Source organism: Gemmatirosa kalamazoonensis (genome assembly GCF_000522985.1).
Lineage (GTDB): Bacteria > Gemmatimonadota > Gemmatimonadetes > Gemmatimonadales > Gemmatimonadaceae > Gemmatirosa > Gemmatirosa kalamazoonensis.
Window position 1 is genome coordinate 1,673,585 of record NZ_CP007128.1, and the last position, 18,387, is coordinate 1,691,971.

Sequence of the window (18,387 nt, forward strand, 5' to 3'; positions counted from 1 at the left end):
CCACGCCAGGTGCCTGACGCTCCGCCTCCGGCGCTGCGGCGCGCGATCGGTCTGCCGCGCGCGACGGCGATGGTTGTCGGGATCATCGTCGGCGCGTCGATCTTCGTGCAGCCGTCGGTGGTCACGGCGCGCATGCCGACGGCGGGGGGCGCGCTGCTCGTGTGGTGCGTGGCGGGGGCGCTCACGCTCCTCGGCTCGCTCGTCACCGCGGAGCTCGCGTCGGCGTGGCCGCGCTCGGGCGGCGTGTACGTGTTCCTGCGCGACGGCTACTCGCCCGCGCTCGGCTTCCTGTGGGGGTGGGCGATGTTCTGGAGCATGCACTCCGGCATCGTCGCCGCCATCGCGGTGGTCGCCGCGCGGTACGTCGGCACGTGGATCCCGCTCGGCGACGCCGGCACGCGCGCCGTCGCGATCGCGGCGATCGGCGCGCTCACCGGCGTGAACGTGCTCGGCGTGCGCCAGGGGAGCGCGGTGCAGGCCGCGCTCACGTGCGTGAAGGTGCTCGCGGTGGTGCTGATCGTCGCGGTGGGATTCATCGCGCACCCGCGCGCCGCGCCGGCGAACGCGCCTGACGGATCGGCGACGCCGTCGGCGTTCGTCGCCGCGCTCGTGGCGGGGCTGTTCGCGTACGGCGGGTGGCACATGGTGTCGTACGCGGCGGAGGAGACGGTGGACGCGGCCCGCACGATACCGCGGGCGCTGCTCGTGGGCACGGTCGCCGTGACGGCGCTCTACGTCGGCGTGAACGCGGCGTACCTGCGCGTGCTGCCGCTCGGCACGCTGCGCGGCTCGACGCGCGTCGTCGCCGACTTCGCCGACGCGACGCTCGGCGGCGCGGGCGCGCAGATCATGGCGGCGCTCGTCGTGCTCTCCGCGCTCGGCGCGATGAACGGCGTGATCCTCGCCGGGCCGCGCGTCTACCTCGCGATGGCGCGCGACGGGCTGCTGTTCCGCCGGCTCGGCACGGTGCACGCGCGGTTCCGCACGCCGCACGTCGCGCTCGTGGCGCAGGCGGTGTGGTCGTCGGTGCTCGTGGCGACGGGGAGCTACCGCGCGCTGTTCACGCGCGTCGTCTACACCGAGTGGATCTTCTTCGGGCTCATGGCCGCGTCGCTCCTCTGGCTCCGCCGGCGGCCGGACTACCGACCGGTGTTCCGGGCGTGGGGCGGCGCGGCGACGCCGGTCGTGTTCGCGGCGGCGAGCCTCGTGATCGTCGCGATGCAGCTGGTCGATCAGCCGCGCGACGGCGCGATCGGACTGCTGCTGGTGCTCGTCGGGTTGCCGGTGTACTGGATCCGGGGACGCGCGCCGTCTCACGACTCCTCTACCGAGACGTCACCTCGAGCAGTCCTCGTCGATGAGGGACCGTGAGCCGGCGCGCCTGACACGAACAGGAGATCGTGAGTGAGAATCGTCGACGTCCACAACCACTTCTATCCCCCCGCCTACGTCGACGCGCTGCGCAAGGGCGAGAGCGCGATCACGGTGCGCGTGGACGCCGCCGGCAACCCCGAGGTGCACTACCCGGGCGACTACAACGTGCTCGTTCCCGGCCACCGCGACATCGACCACCGCGCCGAGGTGCTCGAGCGCGACGGGGTCACGACGCAGGTGATCAGCCTCACGACGCCGGGCACGCACGTGGAGACGCCGGCCCGCGCGGCGCGCTACGCGAGCCTGGTGAACGACGCGTTCGCCGGCATCGTGCGCGACCACGGCGGTCGTTTCGCCGCATATGCGACGCTGCCGCTGAACGATCCCGCGGCGAGCGTGGCGGAGCTGCGGCGCGCCGTGGAGCAGCTCGGGTTCCGGGGCGCGATGCTCTTCAGCAACGTCAACGGCGTGGCGCTCGCCGACGCGCGCTACTGGCCGCTGTACGAGGCGGCGGAATCGTTAGGCGCGGTGCTGCACATCCATCCGACGAACCCGATCAGCGTGGAGGCGATGCGCGAGTACTGGCTCATGCCGCTCGTCGGGTTCCTGTTCGACACCACGGTGGCGGCGGCGCACCTCGTGTTCGCCGGTGTGCCGGAGCGGTTCCCGCGTCTGCGCTGGGTGCTGTCGCACCTCGGCGGCGCGATCCCGTACCTCGCCGAGCGGCTGGACCGGGGCTTCCACGCGTTTCCCGCCTGCCGCGCGCACATCTCGCGGCCGCCGAGCGAGTACCTGAAGACGTGGTACTACGACACGGTGAACTTCGACCGCGACGCGCTGGAGCTGGCGGTGAAGTTCGCCGGGGCCGACCACGTGCTGGCGGGGAGCGACTATCCGCACCAGATCGGGAGCATCCCGGCGATGAAGGAAGCCCTCTCGTCGCTACGCGTGTCGGACGAGGAGCGGGCCGCCATCTTCGGCGGGAACGCCGCGCGGCTGCTCGGGCTCGAGGCTTGAGGGATACGGTGCCATCGTGTCTCACGCGGAGACGCGGAGGACGCGGAGGAAACCATGTCGGTGGTGTTCTCCGCGTTCTCCGCGGCTCCGCGTGAGACTCACAACGCAACGGACGCACTCATGATGCGACTCGCGATCGTGCCGCTCGGTGCGGCGCTCGTGCTCGCGGCGGGCCACGCACGGCCGTCGGATGGATGTCGGGCCGCGCTCGCGTCGGTGGAGCGGCGATGGGGCGGGACCGGCGAGTGGCGGCGGCTCGCGCCGTATCCGGTCGCGCGCGAGGCGTCGCCGACGGACTCGGTGGGCGTGTGGCTCGAGCGGTGGACGCTCGACGACGGCCGCGTGGAGCTGCGGCGGGTGAGCGCGCGCGAGACGCGGGTCGCCGACGTGACCGGCGAGGGATGCGTGATGCGCACGACGGCGCACGCGCGCACGTACGACGCGGCGGCGATGGCCGGCGCGTTCACCGACGACTCGCTGCGCGCGACGATGCGTGTGCACCGGCGCGGAATGGTCTACGTGTGGTCGCCTGGGATGCCGCTCTCCGTACGCGGGCTGGCCGAGGCGCGCGCTGCGGCGTCGGCGCTCGGCGTGGGCTTCACCGCGGTCGTCGCGGACGCGCGCCCCGGCGAGCTGGAGATCGTGCGCCACGATCCCGTGGACGCGCGCACCATGGACGCGCTGGAGCTCGTGTACCGCGACGCGACGATCCACTACCCGACGGCGCTCCTCTACGCCGACGGCAAGCCGTTAGGCACCGCGATCCCCGGCTACAAGTCGCGCGACACGTACGAGGCGCTCGCGCGCGGGCGGTTCGCCGGCGTCGCGCACGCACCGCCGCCGCCGGGTCCCACGCCCGCGCTGTGGCTCGACCGCAAGGCGCAGGTGACGACGCTCGCGACGGTGCCGACGGTGCGGCACGTGGGGTTCTTCTTCAAGCCCGTGCCGGGGACGGATCTCATCTCGTACACCGCGCCGTTGCCGGGCGCGATGGGCGGCGGCGGCGAGTCGTACATCTTCGACCTGAAGACCCGCGAGGAGCGGCGGATTCCGGGGAACGTCGATCCGGTGCCGACGCCCGACGGACGGTTCATCACGCGGCCGGGGCTCGTGTTCCATCCGGTGCCCGCGCTCGCGGCCGGCGACGAGACGCCACTGTTCGTCGATCCCGAGCTGCCCGACGAGTACCAGTCGATCAGCATCCTCGCGCAGTCGAAGCGCGCGCTCCGCTACCGCGTGGTCACGGGCTGGCGCGTCGGGCTCCGCCTGCGCGATTACGACGTGTCGTTAGGCCGCACCGGCGCTCCCGAGGCGGTGCGCCCGGCGAGCCCGGCGACGGTGCCGTGCCCCGAGCGGCAGTTCACGCTGCCGATCAGCGCGCGCGGCAGCCGCGAGGTGGGCGTGTACGACCTGCATGCCGGAACGAACCGCATCGTCGTCGTCTCCGACGACGGCCGGTGCACCGACGTGCTGGACCTCGGCTTCGCGTCGGGCAAGCTCGCGTTCAGCCACGACGGCGGGACGATCGCGTTCGCGACGTCGCGCGTGGACGTGGATGCGGAGGGTGCGCTGCTGAAGCCGAGCGAGATGTTCTACAAGGACGCGCTGCTGCTGTACCGCAAGACGGGGCGGCTGGTGAGCCTCTCGGCCAACCGGCCGCTGCGCGCGATGACGTTTCCCGAGTTCCTGCCGGACGGGCGGTCGATCCTGCTGGACCAGGCGGGGGGGCTGCGGACGGAGGAGGTGATACGGATCGTGAAGGTGCGGTGAGCGATCTACGGCGGGATGACGTACGGCGGGATGAATTAGCTGCGGGACGATCGACGGCGGGACGATCCACGGCGGGACGATCCACTGCGGGACGATCCACTGCGGGACGATCCACGGCGGGATTGAACGGCGCGTACCTAGGTGCCAGGGGGGCTCCCCCCCCTTCGCCCAAGGTGCTATGCGCGCGAACGGCCGCCATACCAATTGAACGCGGACCGGATCCCTCCGAACGCACCGCCATCCCGCCCTCGAACGTCCCGCAGTGAATCATCCCGCCGTCAGGCGTCCCGCCGTCAGGCGTCCCGCCGTCAGGCGTCCCGCCGTCAGGCGTCCCGCCGTCAGGCGTCCCGCCGTCAGGCGTCCCGCCGTCAGGCGTCCCGCCGTTCACCGCATCCCGTGCATCCTCCGCAGCGTCCCCATCACGTCCGCCCCCGCGTACCGCACCACCGCGACGAGCACCACGACCAGCACGAGCACGACCACGACGCGAGCGACCGAGCGGTTCATGTGAGCGATCCCTGGAAGAAGAATCGTTAGGCGGCGGCGAGCAGCGCGCGCGGCGGCAGCGTGGCGGCACGCCACGCGGGCAGCGCGCTCGCGAGCAGCGCCACCACCGCGGTGACCGCGGCGAGCGCCGGTACCGAGCCCGCGCTGAGATGCAGGTCGAGCGGCGTGCCGAGCATCGTGCGGCCGAACGCGCGCGCGAGCAGCGCCGCCGCCGGCACCGACAGCACGACGCCGCACGCCCACCCCACGAGCGCCACCCACGCTCCCTCGGCGACGACGAGCACCACGAGGTGCGCGCGCGACGCGCCGAGGGCGCGCAGCACGCCGAGCTCGCGGGAGCGCTCGAGCACTCCGACGCTGAGCAGCGTGCCGAGTCCCAGCCCGCCGACGACGATGCAGGCGCCGGAGAGCGCGACGAGGAAGCGCGTGATGACGAGCACGTGGTCCACGCGGTGCCGCTCGGTGTCGCGCAGGCTCACGATGCCGCGCGCCACGATCCCGCGTGCGTCGAGCGTGCGGCCGATCGCGGCCATCAGCGCGCGCACGGCGGCGCTGTCGTGTCGAGCGGCGACGACGCGCACGATCGTCGTGCGTGCCGCTCCCGCCGTCGCGGCATCGAGCGCGGCGCGCGGCGCGTAGAGCGTGGCGCCGGCCATCACCTCGCGCACCTCGCCGACGAGCCGCCACCGCGTGGAGTCGCCGCCGATGCGCAGGCCGATCGAGTCGCCGACCGTGTAGCCGGGATGGTCGTGCAGCCACGCATGGTTCGCGACGACGTCGCGTCCGTCGGCGTCGGAGAGCCAGCGGCCGCCCTGTACGACGAGCGACGTCGGCGTGCGGCCCATCGCCGCCTGCACGGTGAACGCGTTGGGCTGTGCGTCGCGCGCGTCGGCGGCGAGCGCGCGCACGCGCGGCACCGCGTCCGCCGACGCCACGCCCGGGAGCGCGTGCACGAGCGCGGCGATCTCCTCCGGTGACCGCGCCTCGCTCACCGCGAACGCGACGTCGTAGCCGAGCGACGCGACGGTGACGGCGACCGTGCCCTGGAACGAGCGGCCGAGGTCGAGCGCGGCGAGACACATCGCGGCGCCGAGGGCCACCGTGCCGGCGACGAGCGCGAAGCGGCCGCGCACCCGCATCGCGTTCGCCACGCCCAACGCCACGAGCCGCGGCCCGCCGGCGCGCGTGGGCGTGCCGGGCGTGACACGAGCGATCGCGACGTCGCTCAGCGCCTCGCGCGTGGTGATCGACGCCGCGCGCACGATCGGCACGACGGACACGAGCAGCGGCAGCGCGACGCCCGCGAGCACGAGCGCGGCGAGCAGCGGCGCGGGCACGCGGGCGTCGGTCACGTCGAAGTTCAGCATCTCCGCGATGAACCGCGCGTACGCCCGCCCCGCCGTCACCCCCAACGGCAGCGCGACCGACTCGGCGCAGCCGGCGAGGACGAGGATCCAGAGCGCGTACATCCCGGCGATCGCGCGGCGGCTCGCGCCGACGGCCTTCATGGCGCCGATCTGCGGACGATGCTGGACGAGCATCGCGCCGAGCAGCACCACGACGAGCGCGCCGGCGAGGAGCAGCGCGACCGCGGCGAACGCCTGCTGGATGCCGAGCAGCGCGTCCATCTGCCCCTGGTGCGGGTGTGCTCCGGGCGTCGGGATCTGCACGTCGCGCACGCGGACGCCGCGCTCGGCGAGCAGTGCCGCGATGCGGGTTGCGACGTCGCGGATGCGCGACGGATCCGCGGGCCGGTCGGCGACGATGCGCAACTCGTTCAGGCCCGTCGTGTCGGCGAGGCGCGCCATCGTCCCGGCGTCGACGTAGCCGTACACGACGCCTTCCTGCCACGCCGGCGCCTGGCTGAAGTCGTGCACCGTGCCGGCGACGGCGAGCGGCACCGGCGCGCGCGTGCCGACGCGTACCACCAGCGGCGCCCCGGTGCCTAACGCGGCCACGCGCACCGCGGCGCGCTCGAGCAGCACCGCGCCGGGCGGTGGCGGCCACGCGCCGGTCTGCGCGCGCACGCGGTTCACGCGCTGGCGGCGCCAGTCGGCCGCGGCGTAGAGCAGCACGGTGCGCGGATCGCCGTCGGCGCCGGTGCGCGCGACGAGGGTGCGCCCCGCGTCGGCGAGCGCGACGCCGGGCACTCGGCGCACGGCGGCGAGCAGCGACGTGTCGAACGACGCCGTGCGCAGGATCGCCGACGCGGGCGTGATCGCCGCGAAGCCGCGGCGCATCTCGCGAGCGAGGATCGCGTTCGTCGCCGCGACGCAGACGACGGCCGCGAGCCCCGTCGTCATCGCGAGCACGACGAGCCCGGCGCGGCCGCGTGCCGCCCACAGATCCGCCACGGTCTTGCGGGCGACGCGCATCAGGACGCGTGGAGGACGTTGGGCACCGTGTCGCGCGCCACGCGGCCGTCGTCGAGCGTGACCGTGCGGCCGAGTCGCGACGCGATCGCCGCGTCGTGCGTGACGACGAGCAGCGTGCGGCCGCCGGCGACCTGCTCCAGCAGCAGCGCCACGATCGCGTCGCTCGTGCGCGAGTCCAGGTTGCCCGTCGGCTCGTCGGCGACGAGGAGCGAGGGGTCGTTCGCGAGCGCGCGGGCGACGGCCGCGCGCTGCTGCTCGCCGCCGGACAGCGCGCCGGGCGGCTTCGCGGCGTGGTCGGCGAGCCCCACGCGGTCGAGCAGGTGCAGCGCACGCGTACGCCGCTCGCGCGCCGGGATCACGCCCACGAAGTCCATCGCGAGCAGCACGTTGTCCGCCACGCTCAGCGTCGGCAGCAGGTGGAACTGCTGGAACACGATGCCGACGTGTCGCCCGCGCCACGCGGTCAGCGCTCCCTCGGACATCGCGTGCAGCGCCGCGCCGCCGACGTCGATCGTGCCGGTGGTGGGGCGGTCGATGCCGGTGAGGAGGTTGAGCAGCGTGCTCTTGCCGCTGCCGGAGCGTCCGACCACGGCGACCGATTCGCCGCGCCGCACGTCGAGGTGCACGCCGCGCAGCGCGGCGAAGCGCCGACCGCCCGCGTCGTAGTCGCGCGAGACGTCGCGCAGGCGCACGAGCGGGCCCGGAGTCGTCGTGGAGATGGTCACACGACGAGTCTACGGCGCCTCGTCGGCGCGAATGTCAGAGGACGATAAGAACCGCGGGGTGCGGCGAAGCGCTCACCGCACCGTGCGCGCGAGCCACGCCAGCGCCATCACGAGCACGACGAACGTCGCCAGCACCCGCCGGTCGCCGGGCCCGGCCTCGCGCTGCATCGCGCGCCACACCGCCACGCCGCCGACGAGGAACAGGATGCGCTGCTCCGTCCACAGCAGCGCGATCGCGATCGCCGCGACGACGATCCACCGCTCCGAGCGCGACAGCGCGTGGAACCCGCGCGACCCGTCGAGCTGCCAGAACGGGATCAGGTTGAACAGGTTCAGGAACCCCGTGAGCTGCGCGATCGCGAGCCACACCGGCGTGTGCGTGGTGCCGTACACCGCGAGCGCCGCGAGCCCCGCGCCGAGCCCCCAGACCGGGCCGGCGAGGCCGATCTGCGCGTCCTGCACCGGGTCGTCCACGCGCTGCTTCAGCAGCACCAGCGCGCCGACGCCGGGGATGAACAGCGGCGCGCCGGCCGCGATGCCGAGCCGCCGCAGCATCGCGACGTGCCCCATCTCGTGGATGTAGATCGAGACGACGAGGCCCAATGCCAGCGGCCACCCGTAGAGCGACCAGTACAGCGCGAAGAAGCCGAACATCGACAGGAACGTGCTCGCCTTCGTGAGGCCGAGCAGCAGGAACTTCAGCTTCCCGAGCAGCAGCAGGACGAGCGCGAGGAGGCCGCCCGCGCCGCGGCGCCACCACGGCGTCTCGTCCGCGCGCGGCGTCGGCGCGTCGGGGCTCGCGTCGGGGCTCGCGTCGAGGCTCGCGACGCGGGCGCGCACGAGCGCGTGCTGCCGCGAGTCCTCGGGCAGCAGCCGCAGCGCCGCCTCCCATCGCGCGCGCGCCGTCGTGACGTCGCCCGCCGCCGTCGCCGCGTCCGCCTCCTCGGCCAGACGCTGCAGGCGCGGGCCGTGCACGAGCGCGTCGCACGCCGGGCACGCGAGCGCGTGCGGTGCGAGCTCGGTGCCGCAGCTCGCGCAGCGGTCAGCCGGCACCGACGCGGTACGGTCCGGTGACGACGACGCGCGGGGCGCCCGTCATGTGCCACGCCTGCCGCAGTCCGAAGAAGATGATCGCCCCGCTCAGGAGCCCCGATGGCAGCGAGCCGACGACGGCGATGACCGGCAGCGCGAACGCGAACGCGAACACCACGACGAGCGCCTTGGCCAGCGACGGCGCATGCGACGGCGTACGCGACGGTGCATGCACCGGCGTACGCGAATCCGTGCTGGCCGAATCGTTAGGCGCCCGGCGCGCCGAGTCGGCGGCCGCGCTCGTGGCGCTCTGCGAGCCCTTGAACGCGAGCGGCGTGTACGCGAGCCCGACGGCGCAGTAGGTCAGCACCGCGGCGAGGATCTGGAAGCCGCGCGCGCCGCGTCCGCCCGTCGCCTTCCGCACCGCCCAGCCGACCATGTAGCCGATGAGGATCGCGACGATGCCGATCTCGAAGTCGGTGATGGCGACGACGGCGTAGTAGACGACCGCGCCGGCGATCGCCGCGCCGAGGCCGTACAGCACCGCGCGGCCCCACGTGCCCGCACCGCGCGCCGGCACCGCCGCCGCCTCCACCAGACGCCGGCAGTCGGCGCATACGCTCTTGCCGTTCAGGTGCCAGTACTCGGTCTCGATCGCGCGGCCGCACCCCGCGCACGCGACGGTCGGTTGGGCCGCCGTCGTGTCGGGGCCGGGCGCGTCGCGCACCACGCGGTCGAACCGCAGGTCGTCCGACGGGGAAGGGCCAGGAGACTCGGAGGTCATGTCACAGGACGACGGCCGGCCAGCGCCGGGGGTCACGAGCGCGTATAGGGAAAGTCCCATTTTCCTCTACGGAGTCAGGATGCACAGCGCACGCTACGTCCCGCTATCCCTGCTGCTCGTCGCGCCGCTCGCCGCGCACGGCCAGGGGCCGACGAACCGCTTCGGCAACCCCGCGCACGTCGCGCCGGCCCCCACCACGCCGGCGATCACGGTCCGCGACCTCCAGGTCCGGCTCTACCAGTTCGCCGACGACTCGATGCAGGGCCGCCAGGTCGGGCGGGTCGGCAACAAGAAGGGCACCGACTACATCGCCGCGGAGGTGAAGCGGCTCGGCCTCGTGCCGGCGGGCGACAACGGCACGTACTTCCAGGTGCTGCCGTACCACCTGCACACGTTCACGGACCACTCGCGCCTCACCGTCGACGGGAACCCGATGACGTGGCTCGCCGACTGGGTCGCGATCCCCGGCGCGCGCGCGCCGCGCGCGGTGAGCGCGGTGCCGGTGGTCTTCGGCGGCACGGCCGGCGATACGACGACGCAGATCTCTGCCGCGCAGGCGGCGGGCAAGTTCGTCGTGCTGCTCGCCGCGAAGCCGACGCCGCAGCCGGCGTTCGCGGGACGCGGCGGGTTCGGCGCGGCGCCTAACCGATTCGCCGATGCGGCCGCCGTCGCGACGGTCGATCTCGACGCCGTGCCGGCCGCGCAGCGCGCGGCGCTCGCCACGCCGCAGGTCGCGTCGTCGAACGCGGTCGGCGGACGGGGTGGACGCGGCGGCGTGGCGGCCGCGCCGACCGACTCGGTGACGCTCCTCAAGCAGCAGATCGCGCAGCTCTCGCCCGCCGCCACCGTGCGCCTCACGCGCGCCGCGGCAGCGCGGCTGTTCCGCGGACGCGAGGTGTCGTCGCTCTCGGCGGGCGACGCCGGCGGCACGGTGACGGCATCGCTCGACTTCCTCGAGCTCCCGACCGACTGGGCGCGCAACGTCGTGGCGATCATCCCCGGCAGCGACCCGGCGCTCCGCCACGAGTACGTCGCGATCGGCGCGCACAACGACCACATCGGCATCTCGACGCCGGTCGACAAGGACTCGCTGAAGGCGTTCAACGACGCGCGCAACCGCATGCTGATCGCGAACGACATGATCGCGCTGAAGCAGGAGCAGCTCGCGTCGATCCGCGTCAACATGGACAGCATCCGCCGGCTCTACCCGAAGGCGCGGCTCGACTCGATCAACAACGGCGCCGACGACGACGGCTCGGGGTCGATGGGCGTGCTGGAGATCGCGGAGGCGATCCAGGCGATGCCGGTGAAGCCGAAGCGCTCGGTGCTGTTCGTGTGGCACACCGGCGAGGAGGGCGGCCTCGTGGGCTCGCGCTTCTTCACCACGAACCCGACGGTGCCGATGGACTCCGTCGTCGCGCAGATCAACATCGACATGATCGGCCGCGGCCGCGCCGAGGATCTCCCCGGCGGTGGTCCCGACTACCTCGGCGTCGTCGGCTCCTTCTTCGACTCGAAGGACCTCGGGGAGACGGTGGCGCGCGTGAACAAGAAGCAGGGGCGCCCGCTGCAGCTCGACTACAAGTACGACACGACGCTGACGTGGTCGGGGTACAACAACATCTACGGGCGCTCGGACCACTACAACTACGCGCTGCAGGGCGTGCCGATCGCGTTCTTCTTCACGGGTCTGCACGGCGACTACCACCAGCGCACCGACGAGCCGGAGTGGATCGACTATCCGCACTACCAGCGGATCGCGAGCTACATCAAGGACATCGTCGTCGACGTGGGGAACGGGCCGCGTCCGCGGATGAACGGCTCGAAGCCGGCGAAGCCGGTCGCCGCGATGCAGTGACGGCCGCTGCGTGGCTGCGTGGCTGCGTGAGAGGTGACGCAGCCACGCACCCACGCAGCCACGCGTGGTGACGAACGCCCATTGACGCCCGCGGCCGCACCCCTATATATGGCACTGACACATATAGGGAGCCGCCATGTCCGACGCGCGCGAATGGGGCCGGGTCGTCCGCGACCGGCTGTCCGTGGAGGACGCCGACGTCGTCGAGGAGCTCGCGCAGCACGCCGAGGCGCGATTCGCCGAGCTGCGCCTGCGCGGGCTGTCCGACGACGAGGCACGCCGACGCGTCCTCGAGGAGATGCCCGACGCCGCGCTCCTGGGACGCGCCCGGCGGCCGCGCCGAGAGCCGGTGCCGTTAGGCCGCGCCGACGGCGCACGGCTCGCCGGCGTGTGGCGCGACCTCGCCCTCGCCGCGCGCGCGCTCCGCTCGCGCCCGGTGTTCGCGCTCGCCGCGCTGCTCACGCTCGGCCTCGGCGTCGGCGCCGCCACCGCGGTCTTCAGCCTCGTCGACGGCGTGGTGTTGCGGCCGCTCCCGTACGCGCACCCCGACCGGCTCGTCATGCTGTTCGAGGGGAACACCGCGAAAGGGCTCGCGCGCCAGCCGCTCTCGCCGGTGAACCTCATGGACTACCGCGCGCTCGGCCGCGACTTCGACGACGTCGCGGCGTGGTGGCGCCCGGAGGTCGATCTCGTCGACGACGTCGGAGAGCCGATCCGCGTCCCGACCGTGGAGGCGAGCGAGAACCTGTTCCGCGTGCTCGGCGTCGCGCCGCAGATCGGCCGCGCGTTCCCGATCACGCCGCGCCTCTACGGCACGGAGGCGGAGGCCGTCATCAGCGACCGGCTGTGGCGCACGCGCTTCGGCGCCGCGCCGTCGACCGTCGGTCGCACGGTGCGCCTCAACGGCGCGGTGTTCACCGTCGTCGGCGTCATGCCGCCCGGCTTCCAGTTCCCGGGCGAGACCGACGTCTGGCAGCGGCTGCAGTGGGACATGACGCAGCACAGCCGCGGCGCGCACTTCATGGGCGCCGTCGCGCGCCTCGCGCCGGGGGTCGCCCCCGAGCGCGCGACCCGCGACCTCGCTGCGTTAGGCGCGCGACTCGGCGCGGAGCACACCGCGACGAACGCCGGCTGGGCGGCCGAGGCGGTGCCGCTGCGCGACGACGTGGCCGGCGTGTTCCGACCGGGGCTCCTCGCGCTGTTCGGTGCCTCGGGCCTGCTCCTGCTCGTCGCGTGCATCAACGTCGCGAACCTGCTGCTCGCCCGCGCCACGACGCGCCGTGCGGAGACGGCGGTCCGCACCGCGCTCGGCGCCACGCGCGCGCGCCTCGTGCGCCAGCTCCTGGCCGAGAGCCTCGTGCTCGGCACGGCAGGCACCGCGCTCGGGCTGCTCGTGGCGTGGGCGGCGGTGCGCGGCTTCCTCGCCTGGACGCCGGTCGACGTGCCGCGTGCGGCGGAGGTGGGGATGCATGCACCGGTGCTCGCGTTCGCCGCCGTGCTCGCGCTCGCGACCACGCTCGCGTTCGGGCTCGCCCCGGCGCTCGCGGCGACGCGCGACTCGCTCCAGTCGACGCTGCGCGATCACGGACGCGGGATGTCCGGCGGACGCGTCGCGCGCCGCCAGCGCAGCGCGCTCGTCGTCGCCGAGGTCGCGTTCGCCGTCGCGCTGCTGTGCGGTGCCGGACTCCTCGTGCGCACCGTGTCGACGCTGCTCCGCCAGCACACCGGCGTCGCGGCCCCCGAGAGCGCCGTGGCGGTCGACGTGCAGCTCCCCGACGCGCGCTATCAGGACTGGACGCGCGTCGCGAGCTTCTACGCGTCGCTCATGACCGGCGTGCGCACGCATGCCGGCGTCACGGCCGCGGGCGCGACGAACTTCCTCCCGCTCGACGCCGGCTGGCGCATCCCGTTCCGCATCGTCGACGCGCCGAGTGACGACCCGCAGGGCGAGCGCACGACGCAGTACGTGTCGGTCGACGAGGGCTACTTCCACGCGCTCGGCGTGCGGCTCCTGCGAGGACGCACGTTCGAGGCGCGCGACGACGCCGACGCGCCGGGCGTGGTCGTCATCAACGAGACGATGGCGCGCCGGTTCTGGCCCGACGAGAACCCGGTCGGTCGCCGCGTCGCGCTCACGTCGCGCAACATCGGGCCGCTTGGCCACCGCATCCGCGAGTCGGCGGAGGCGGAGATCGTCGGCGTCGTGTCGGACGTCAAGAACACCGCGCTCACCGAAGCGCCCGAGCCGGCGATGTACTCGTCGGCGCGTCAGTTCCCGTTCCGCAAGCTGTACGTCGTGCTGCGCGGCGCCGGCGGCTCGGCGACGCTCGCCGCGGTCGTGCGCGACGAGGTGCGCCGCCTCGACCCGTCGCTCACGCTGGGCCGCGCGCGGAGCCTCGACCGCGTGCTCGCCGCGTCGGTGGATCCGCCGCGGCTCGTCATGCTGCTGATGGTCGCGTTCGCCGCGGTCGCGCTGTTGCTCGCCGCGGTCGGCATCTACGGCATCCTGTCGTACACCGTGCAGCGCCGGCGCCGCGAGTTCGGCGTCCGCCTCGCGTTAGGCGCCCGTCCCTCCGACGTGCTGCGCCCGGTGGTGCGCGAAGCGCTCGGCCTCGCGCTCGGCGGCGCGGCGATCGGCGTCGCGCTCGCGGTGGCCGGCGGCCGCTTCCTCGCCGGACTGCTCTACGGCGTGACGCCGGCCGACCCGCTGACGATGCTCGCCGTGGTGAGCGTGGTGCTCGCGGTGACGCTCGCGTCGTCGGTACTTCCGGGCCGCCGCGCGGCGCGCACGGACCCCGGTCGGACGCTGCGCGACGACTGAGGGAACCGGGTGCGCTTCGAACGGCGCGGGCGATGCTGCGCTGACGGTGAGGCGCGATGCTGCGCTCGCACCGTCTCGCACCGCTGAACCACGCAGTACGGCGCGGTGCCGCGGTGTGAGACGTCGTTCGCGCATCACGGCGCTTCACCGTCAGCGCCGTATCGCAGCCGCCGTCACCGGCGCCGTCAATCCGCGAGCCGGTACCCCGCGCCGCGCACCGTGACGACGTAATCCGCCCCGCCCAACCGCTGCCGCAGCGCGGCGAGGTGCGTCTCCACGGTGCGCGACTCGGCGCCCGGCGCGTAGCCCCACACCTCGCGCAGCAGCTCGGCGCGCGACACGACGCGGCCGCGGTGGCGCACGAGTGCGGCCAGCAGGTCGAACTCCTTCGGACGCAGCACGAGCTCCTCGTCGCCGCGCTTCACCGTGCGTGCGGCGAGGTCGATCGCGAGGTCACCGACACGCGCGGCGTTGGGCGTCGCCGCAGTGCCGGCGCGGCGGAGCAGGGCGCGCACGCGCGCGAGCAGCTCGCGCAGCCCCACCGGCTTCACGACGTAGTCGTCGGCGCCGAGCCCGAAGCCTCGCAGCTTCTCCTCCTCGGTGCCGAGCGCGGTCAGCAGGAGCACCGGTGCAGCGATCCCCTCGTCGCGCAGCCGCTGCAGCACGGTGAAGCCCCCCATCGCCGGCAGCATGAGGTCGAGCAGCACGAGATCGAATGCGCCGGCCCGCGCCGCCGCGAGCCCGTCCGCCCCGTTCGCGGCGACGGTCACCGCGTATCCCTCGTGCTCGAGGTTCGTCCGCAGCGTCGCCGCGTAGTCGCGATTGTCCTCGACGATCAGGATGTTAGGCATGGCCATTCGGTCTCACGCGGAGCCGCGGAGGACGCGGAGAAGTACCCTCTCGTTCTTGAACCGCAGAGGACACAGAGGAGAACCCCTTCAAGAAAGTTGGTGTTCTCTGTGCCCTCCGTGTCCTCTGTGGTTCAAATCAAAGAGGCAGTCCTCTGCGGCCCTCCGCGTCCTCTGCGGTTCAAAGGTGCTCCGCACGTCCCCCTCGTGAGCTCATGCCGGCAGCTCGATCACGGCGCGTGTGCCGCCCCCGGGAGCGTCGTCGAGCCACACGCGGCCGCCGTGCGACTGGGCGATGTTGCGGACGACCGCGAGACCGAGGCCCGTGCCGGCGCGCTCCGAGGCGCGGTCGCGCGACAGGCGCTCGTACGGCTCGAACACGCGCATGCGCTCCGCGCGCGGCACGCCCGCGCCGGCGTCGTCGACGTGGAATCGCACGCGGTCGCCGTCGGCCGATGCGCCGAGCGTCACCGGTCCCGCGCCGCCGTACTTCAGCGCGTTGTCGACGAGGTTCACGAGCGCCTGGCGGAGCAGGTCGCGGTCGCCGTGCGCGGCCAGCGACGCGTCGGCGTCCACGACGAGCGTGCGTCCCGCGTCGTCGGCGGCGAGTCGCACGTCCTCGGCGACGTCGTCGAGCAGCGCGCGCACGGGCACCGTGACACGTCGCGGCCGCAGCCCCACGGCGCCGGCGCGCGAGAACAGCAGCACGTTCTCCACCAGCGCGAGCAGGCGGCGCCCCTCGCGCACCACCGAGCTCGCGAGGCGTCCACGCTCGGCCGCGTCGCGCGCACGATCCATCGCGAGCGTCTCGCCGGCGAGCAGGATCTGCGCGAGCGGCATGCGCAGGTCGTGCGACACGCCGGCGACGAAGTCGGCGCGCTCGCGCTCGAGCGCCGTCTCGCGCCGCGACGCGCTCACCGCGAGCACGATGACGACGACCGTGCCGAGCTGCAGCGCGCCGAGCTGCCAGAGCTGCGCGACGGGCACGGGCGGCCCGAGCGGCACCGCGACCTGACCGGCGTGCAGCGCCACCGCGATCGTGAGCGCGTCGAGCGCGCCGCGTGGGTGCACGGTGGCGCGGATGCCGCGCGTGGCGTCGATCGCGCCGAACAGCCGCGCGCCGCCGGCGCCCGTCACGGCGAGCGACGACGAGTCGAGCGTGGCGAGCGCCGACGCGGGATCGACGAGCAGCGGGCGCAGGACGTCGTGCCCGAACAGCAGCGCCGTGGTGCGCCGCGCGTCGGCCACGAGCCCCACGACGCCGCGCGCCGCGTCGGGCGCTTCGTGCCAGATGAGGGTCACGAGCACATCGTCGCCGAGCCGCGGGTCGGACACGAGGTGCACGGTGGGCCCGAGCGGCTCGCGCGCGCGGTGTGCCTCGGCCCGCGCGAGCTCGACGAGCACCGCCGGCGGCGCCACGGGGCCGGCGAGCGTCGCCGCGTCGAGCGCGCCGGTGGCGGCGTCGAGGCGGAAGAACGCGCTGGCCGGCAGCACCGCGCGGCACCGGCACCGCTCGCCCTCGCGCTGCGCGCGCGCCAGCATGCCGACCGCGGTCGCGTTAGGCACCGCGCTCGTCGCCGCCGGCGCGAGCATCTCGGCGGCGAGCGCGGTGAGCCGCGCCGAGGCGCGCGCGGCGGTCTGGTCGGCGACGGCGAGCATCACGGCGCGCGCCGCCGCGCGGTTGCGCGTCCGGTCGTGGACGACCGCCATCGACGCGGCGAGCATCGCGGCGCCGAGCAGCGCGGCGGCCACCCACAGCACCGACGATGCGCGAGAGGAGGACGGCATGACGTCCTCGGCTCAGCCCTCGCGCCTCGCCACGACGCAGATGTGCCGCGACCCCGCCGCGCCGAACGGTCGGCCGAGCGCGCAGAGCGCCCGTGCGACCGTGCGGCTCCCGCGCAGCGCGCGCGCCCCGCGCGTGTGCCGCACCGCCTTCAGCCACCCCTCGAACTGGTAGCACGGCCGGTCGTGGAAGTGGCGCACCGACACGACGCGCAGCGGGCTCGCCTCGATCATCCCCACGAACTCGTGGAAGCGGGACGGGCGCATGTGCTCCGTGAGCACCGCGTGCCCGCCCGGTACGAGCGCGTCGTGGATCTCGCACAGCGTCGTCGCGCACTCCGCGGGGCCGAGCTGCCAGCTGTACAACCCGTCCGACGCGACGATCGCGTCGAACGCCGCGGGCGCGAACGGCAGCTCGGTCGCGCTGCCGCACGCGTACGCCGGCCCGGGGAGCAGCGTGCGCGCGCGCCGCACCGCGGTCGGCGAGAGATCGATCGCGTGCAGCTCCGTGGGCAGCTCGGCGAGTCGTCGGGTGAGCTGCCCGAGGCTGCAGCCGAGGTCCAGCGTGCGTCGCGGCGCGAGCTCGGCGACGATGCGCGCGACGCGCTCGTGGCGCAGCGTCTCCACCCCGCGCTCGCTGAACGACCACGGCTCGTCCTCCGCCCGGTACAGACCCTCGAAGTGGCGCAGCGCGTCGTGCGTCACGCGCCCCGCCACCGCAGCCGGAGGATGTCCCACGCGAGCCGCGCCACCGTGGTGCTGCGCCACACGCCGATGCGGCGCAGCGCGAACGGCGGCGTGTCGTCGAAGTTCACGCGCCGGCGCACGATCGTCGCCGCCTCGTAGCCCGCGTCCTCGGCCAGGCGCTGCACCGTCTCGTCGTGCGCGCCCCACGGGTACGCGACCGCGCGCACCGGCGCGCCGAGGAGCTGGGCGAGCGCGTCGCGCGACTCGGCGAGCTCGCGGAGCGCGCACGCCGGCGCGAGCGCGGTGAGCCGCGCGTGCGTCGCGGTGTGCGACTGGAAGTCGATGCCGGCGCGCTGCATCTCGCGCACGTGGCACGTGCCCATGAGCGGCGTCTGCGGCTCGTCGGGATCCCACACGTTGGTGCCCCCGAGGAGCGACGAGACGAGGAAGATCGTCGCGCCGGCGCCGAACTCCCGGAGGATCGGGAACGCGGTCGCGTAGTTGTCGAGGTACCCGTCGTCGAACGTCACGACGACGGCGCGCGGCGGCAGCGCCCCCTCGCCGCGGCGGTACGCGAGGTAGGTCGACAGCGGCACGAGGGTGCAGTCGAGCGCGCGCAGCATCGCGAGCTGCTCGGCGAATCGCTGCGGCGCGACCGTGATCTCGGGGTGCCGCGATCCCGCCGGGCACTCCGACACACGGTGATACATCAGCATCGGGACCGGAGGCACGGCGTCGCGCGCTCGGCGGCGGGGCGGGAAGAGGGGGACTTCGGCAGCGTCGACTGCGCCGACTACGAGGAGC

14 protein-coding genes are annotated in these 18,387 nt (G+C 74.0%); 5 read left to right on the forward strand and 9 right to left on the reverse strand.

Going from position 1 to position 18,387, the window contains the following annotated elements:
- Positions 1–9 precede the first annotated feature (9 nt).
- The 3 genes from J421_RS07360 to J421_RS07370 all read left to right on the forward strand — a co-directional run bounded on the left by J421_RS07360 (position 10) and on the right by J421_RS07370 (position 4,161).
- Positions 10–1,371: an APC family permease gene (locus J421_RS07360; protein ID WP_025410530.1), complete on the forward strand. Its 1,362-nt coding sequence runs from the start codon at positions 10–12 to the stop codon at positions 1,369–1,371.
- A 33-nt stretch (positions 1,372–1,404) separates the two neighbouring features.
- Positions 1,405–2,391 (forward strand): amidohydrolase family protein, encoded by a 987-nt coding sequence (locus tag J421_RS07365; RefSeq protein ID WP_025410531.1) that lies wholly within the window; start codon positions 1,405–1,407, stop codon positions 2,389–2,391.
- Between the two features lie 120 nt (positions 2,392–2,511).
- Positions 2,512–4,161, forward strand: coding sequence for a hypothetical protein (locus tag J421_RS07370; protein WP_025410532.1), 1,650 nt, complete (start codon positions 2,512–2,514; stop codon positions 4,159–4,161).
- A gap of 384 nt (positions 4,162–4,545) precedes the next feature.
- Here J421_RS07370 and J421_RS34305 read toward each other — a convergent pair whose 3' ends face one another.
- The 5 genes from J421_RS34305 to J421_RS07390 form a co-directional block, all read right to left on the reverse strand.
- The gene (locus J421_RS34305; RefSeq protein ID WP_260525842.1) at positions 4,546–4,668 is read right to left on the reverse strand and encodes a hypothetical protein; all 123 of its coding nucleotides are present in this window, start codon (positions 4,666–4,668) and stop codon (positions 4,546–4,548) included.
- A gap of 26 nt (positions 4,669–4,694) precedes the next feature.
- Positions 4,695–7,043 (reverse strand): ABC transporter permease, encoded by a 2,349-nt coding sequence (locus J421_RS07375; protein ID WP_025410533.1) that lies wholly within the window; start codon positions 7,041–7,043, stop codon positions 4,695–4,697.
- On the reverse strand, positions 7,043–7,768 hold the full coding sequence (locus J421_RS07380) for an ABC transporter ATP-binding protein (RefSeq protein WP_025410534.1): 726 nt from the start codon (positions 7,766–7,768) through the stop codon (positions 7,043–7,045). The genes J421_RS07375 and J421_RS07380 overlap by 1 nt, the downstream gene beginning before the upstream one ends.
- A 72-nt stretch (positions 7,769–7,840) precedes the next feature.
- Positions 7,841–8,821, reverse strand: a complete 981-nt coding sequence (locus J421_RS07385) for a site-2 protease family protein (protein WP_025410535.1) — start codon at positions 8,819–8,821, stop codon at positions 7,841–7,843.
- Positions 8,811–9,584 (reverse strand): hypothetical protein, encoded by a 774-nt coding sequence (locus tag J421_RS07390; RefSeq protein ID WP_148306200.1) that lies wholly within the window; start codon positions 9,582–9,584, stop codon positions 8,811–8,813. Before J421_RS07390 ends, J421_RS07385 begins: the two co-directional genes overlap by 11 nt.
- A gap of 79 nt (positions 9,585–9,663) precedes the next feature.
- On the opposite strand from J421_RS07390, the gene J421_RS07395 reads away from it, so the two are divergent.
- Together J421_RS07395 and J421_RS07400 are read left to right on the forward strand one after the other, a co-directional pair.
- Positions 9,664–11,442 carry a M28 family peptidase gene (locus J421_RS07395; protein ID WP_025410537.1) on the forward strand — a complete coding sequence of 593 codons (1,779 nt, stop codon included), beginning with the start codon at positions 9,664–9,666 and terminating at the stop codon, positions 11,440–11,442.
- 136 nt (positions 11,443–11,578) lie between these two features.
- Positions 11,579–14,263: an ABC transporter permease gene (locus tag J421_RS07400; protein ID WP_025410538.1), complete on the forward strand. Its 2,685-nt coding sequence runs from the start codon at positions 11,579–11,581 to the stop codon at positions 14,261–14,263.
- A 185-nt stretch (positions 14,264–14,448) separates the two neighbouring features.
- On the opposite strand, the gene J421_RS07405 is transcribed toward J421_RS07400, so the two are convergent.
- From J421_RS07405 to J421_RS07420, 4 genes are all read right to left on the reverse strand, one after another.
- On the reverse strand, positions 14,449–15,114 hold the full coding sequence (locus J421_RS07405) for a response regulator transcription factor (RefSeq protein WP_025410539.1): 666 nt from the start codon (positions 15,112–15,114) through the stop codon (positions 14,449–14,451).
- A gap of 210 nt (positions 15,115–15,324) precedes the next feature.
- Positions 15,325–16,899, reverse strand: coding sequence for a sensor histidine kinase (locus J421_RS07410; RefSeq protein ID WP_104022367.1), 1,575 nt, complete (start codon positions 16,897–16,899; stop codon positions 15,325–15,327).
- A 12-nt stretch (positions 16,900–16,911) separates the two neighbouring features.
- The gene (locus J421_RS07415) at positions 16,912–17,601 is read right to left on the reverse strand and encodes a class I SAM-dependent methyltransferase (protein WP_158508678.1); all 690 of its coding nucleotides are present in this window, start codon (positions 17,599–17,601) and stop codon (positions 16,912–16,914) included.
- On the reverse strand, positions 17,598–18,314 hold the full coding sequence (locus tag J421_RS07420; protein WP_025410542.1) for a polysaccharide deacetylase family protein: 717 nt from the start codon (positions 18,312–18,314) through the stop codon (positions 17,598–17,600). The genes J421_RS07415 and J421_RS07420 overlap by 4 nt, the downstream gene beginning before the upstream one ends.
- Positions 18,315–18,387: the final 73 nt, after the last annotated feature.

Excerpts from the sequence above, each read along its gene's own strand:
- J421_RS07395 (WP_025410537.1), top strand. The coding sequence starts at position 9,664 with ATGCACAGCGCACGCTACGTCCCGCTATCCCTGCTGCTCGTCGCGCCG.
- J421_RS07370 (WP_025410532.1), top strand. The coding sequence starts at position 2,512 with ATGATGCGACTCGCGATCGTGCCGCTCGGTGCGGCGCTCGTGCTCGCG.
- J421_RS34305 (WP_260525842.1), bottom strand. The coding sequence starts at position 4,668 with ATGAACCGCTCGGTCGCTCGCGTCGTGGTCGTGCTCGTGCTGGTCGTG.
- J421_RS07410 (WP_104022367.1), bottom strand. The coding sequence starts at position 16,899 with ATGCCGTCCTCCTCTCGCGCATCGTCGGTGCTGTGGGTGGCCGCCGCG.
- J421_RS07375 (WP_025410533.1), bottom strand. The coding sequence starts at position 7,043 with ATGCGCGTCGCCCGCAAGACCGTGGCGGATCTGTGGGCGGCACGCGGC.
- J421_RS07400 (WP_025410538.1), top strand. The coding sequence starts at position 11,579 with ATGTCCGACGCGCGCGAATGGGGCCGGGTCGTCCGCGACCGGCTGTCC.
- J421_RS07390 (WP_148306200.1), bottom strand. The coding sequence starts at position 9,584 with ATGACCTCCGAGTCTCCTGGCCCTTCCCCGTCGGACGACCTGCGGTTC.
- J421_RS07405 (WP_025410539.1), bottom strand. The coding sequence starts at position 15,114 with ATGCCTAACATCCTGATCGTCGAGGACAATCGCGACTACGCGGCGACG.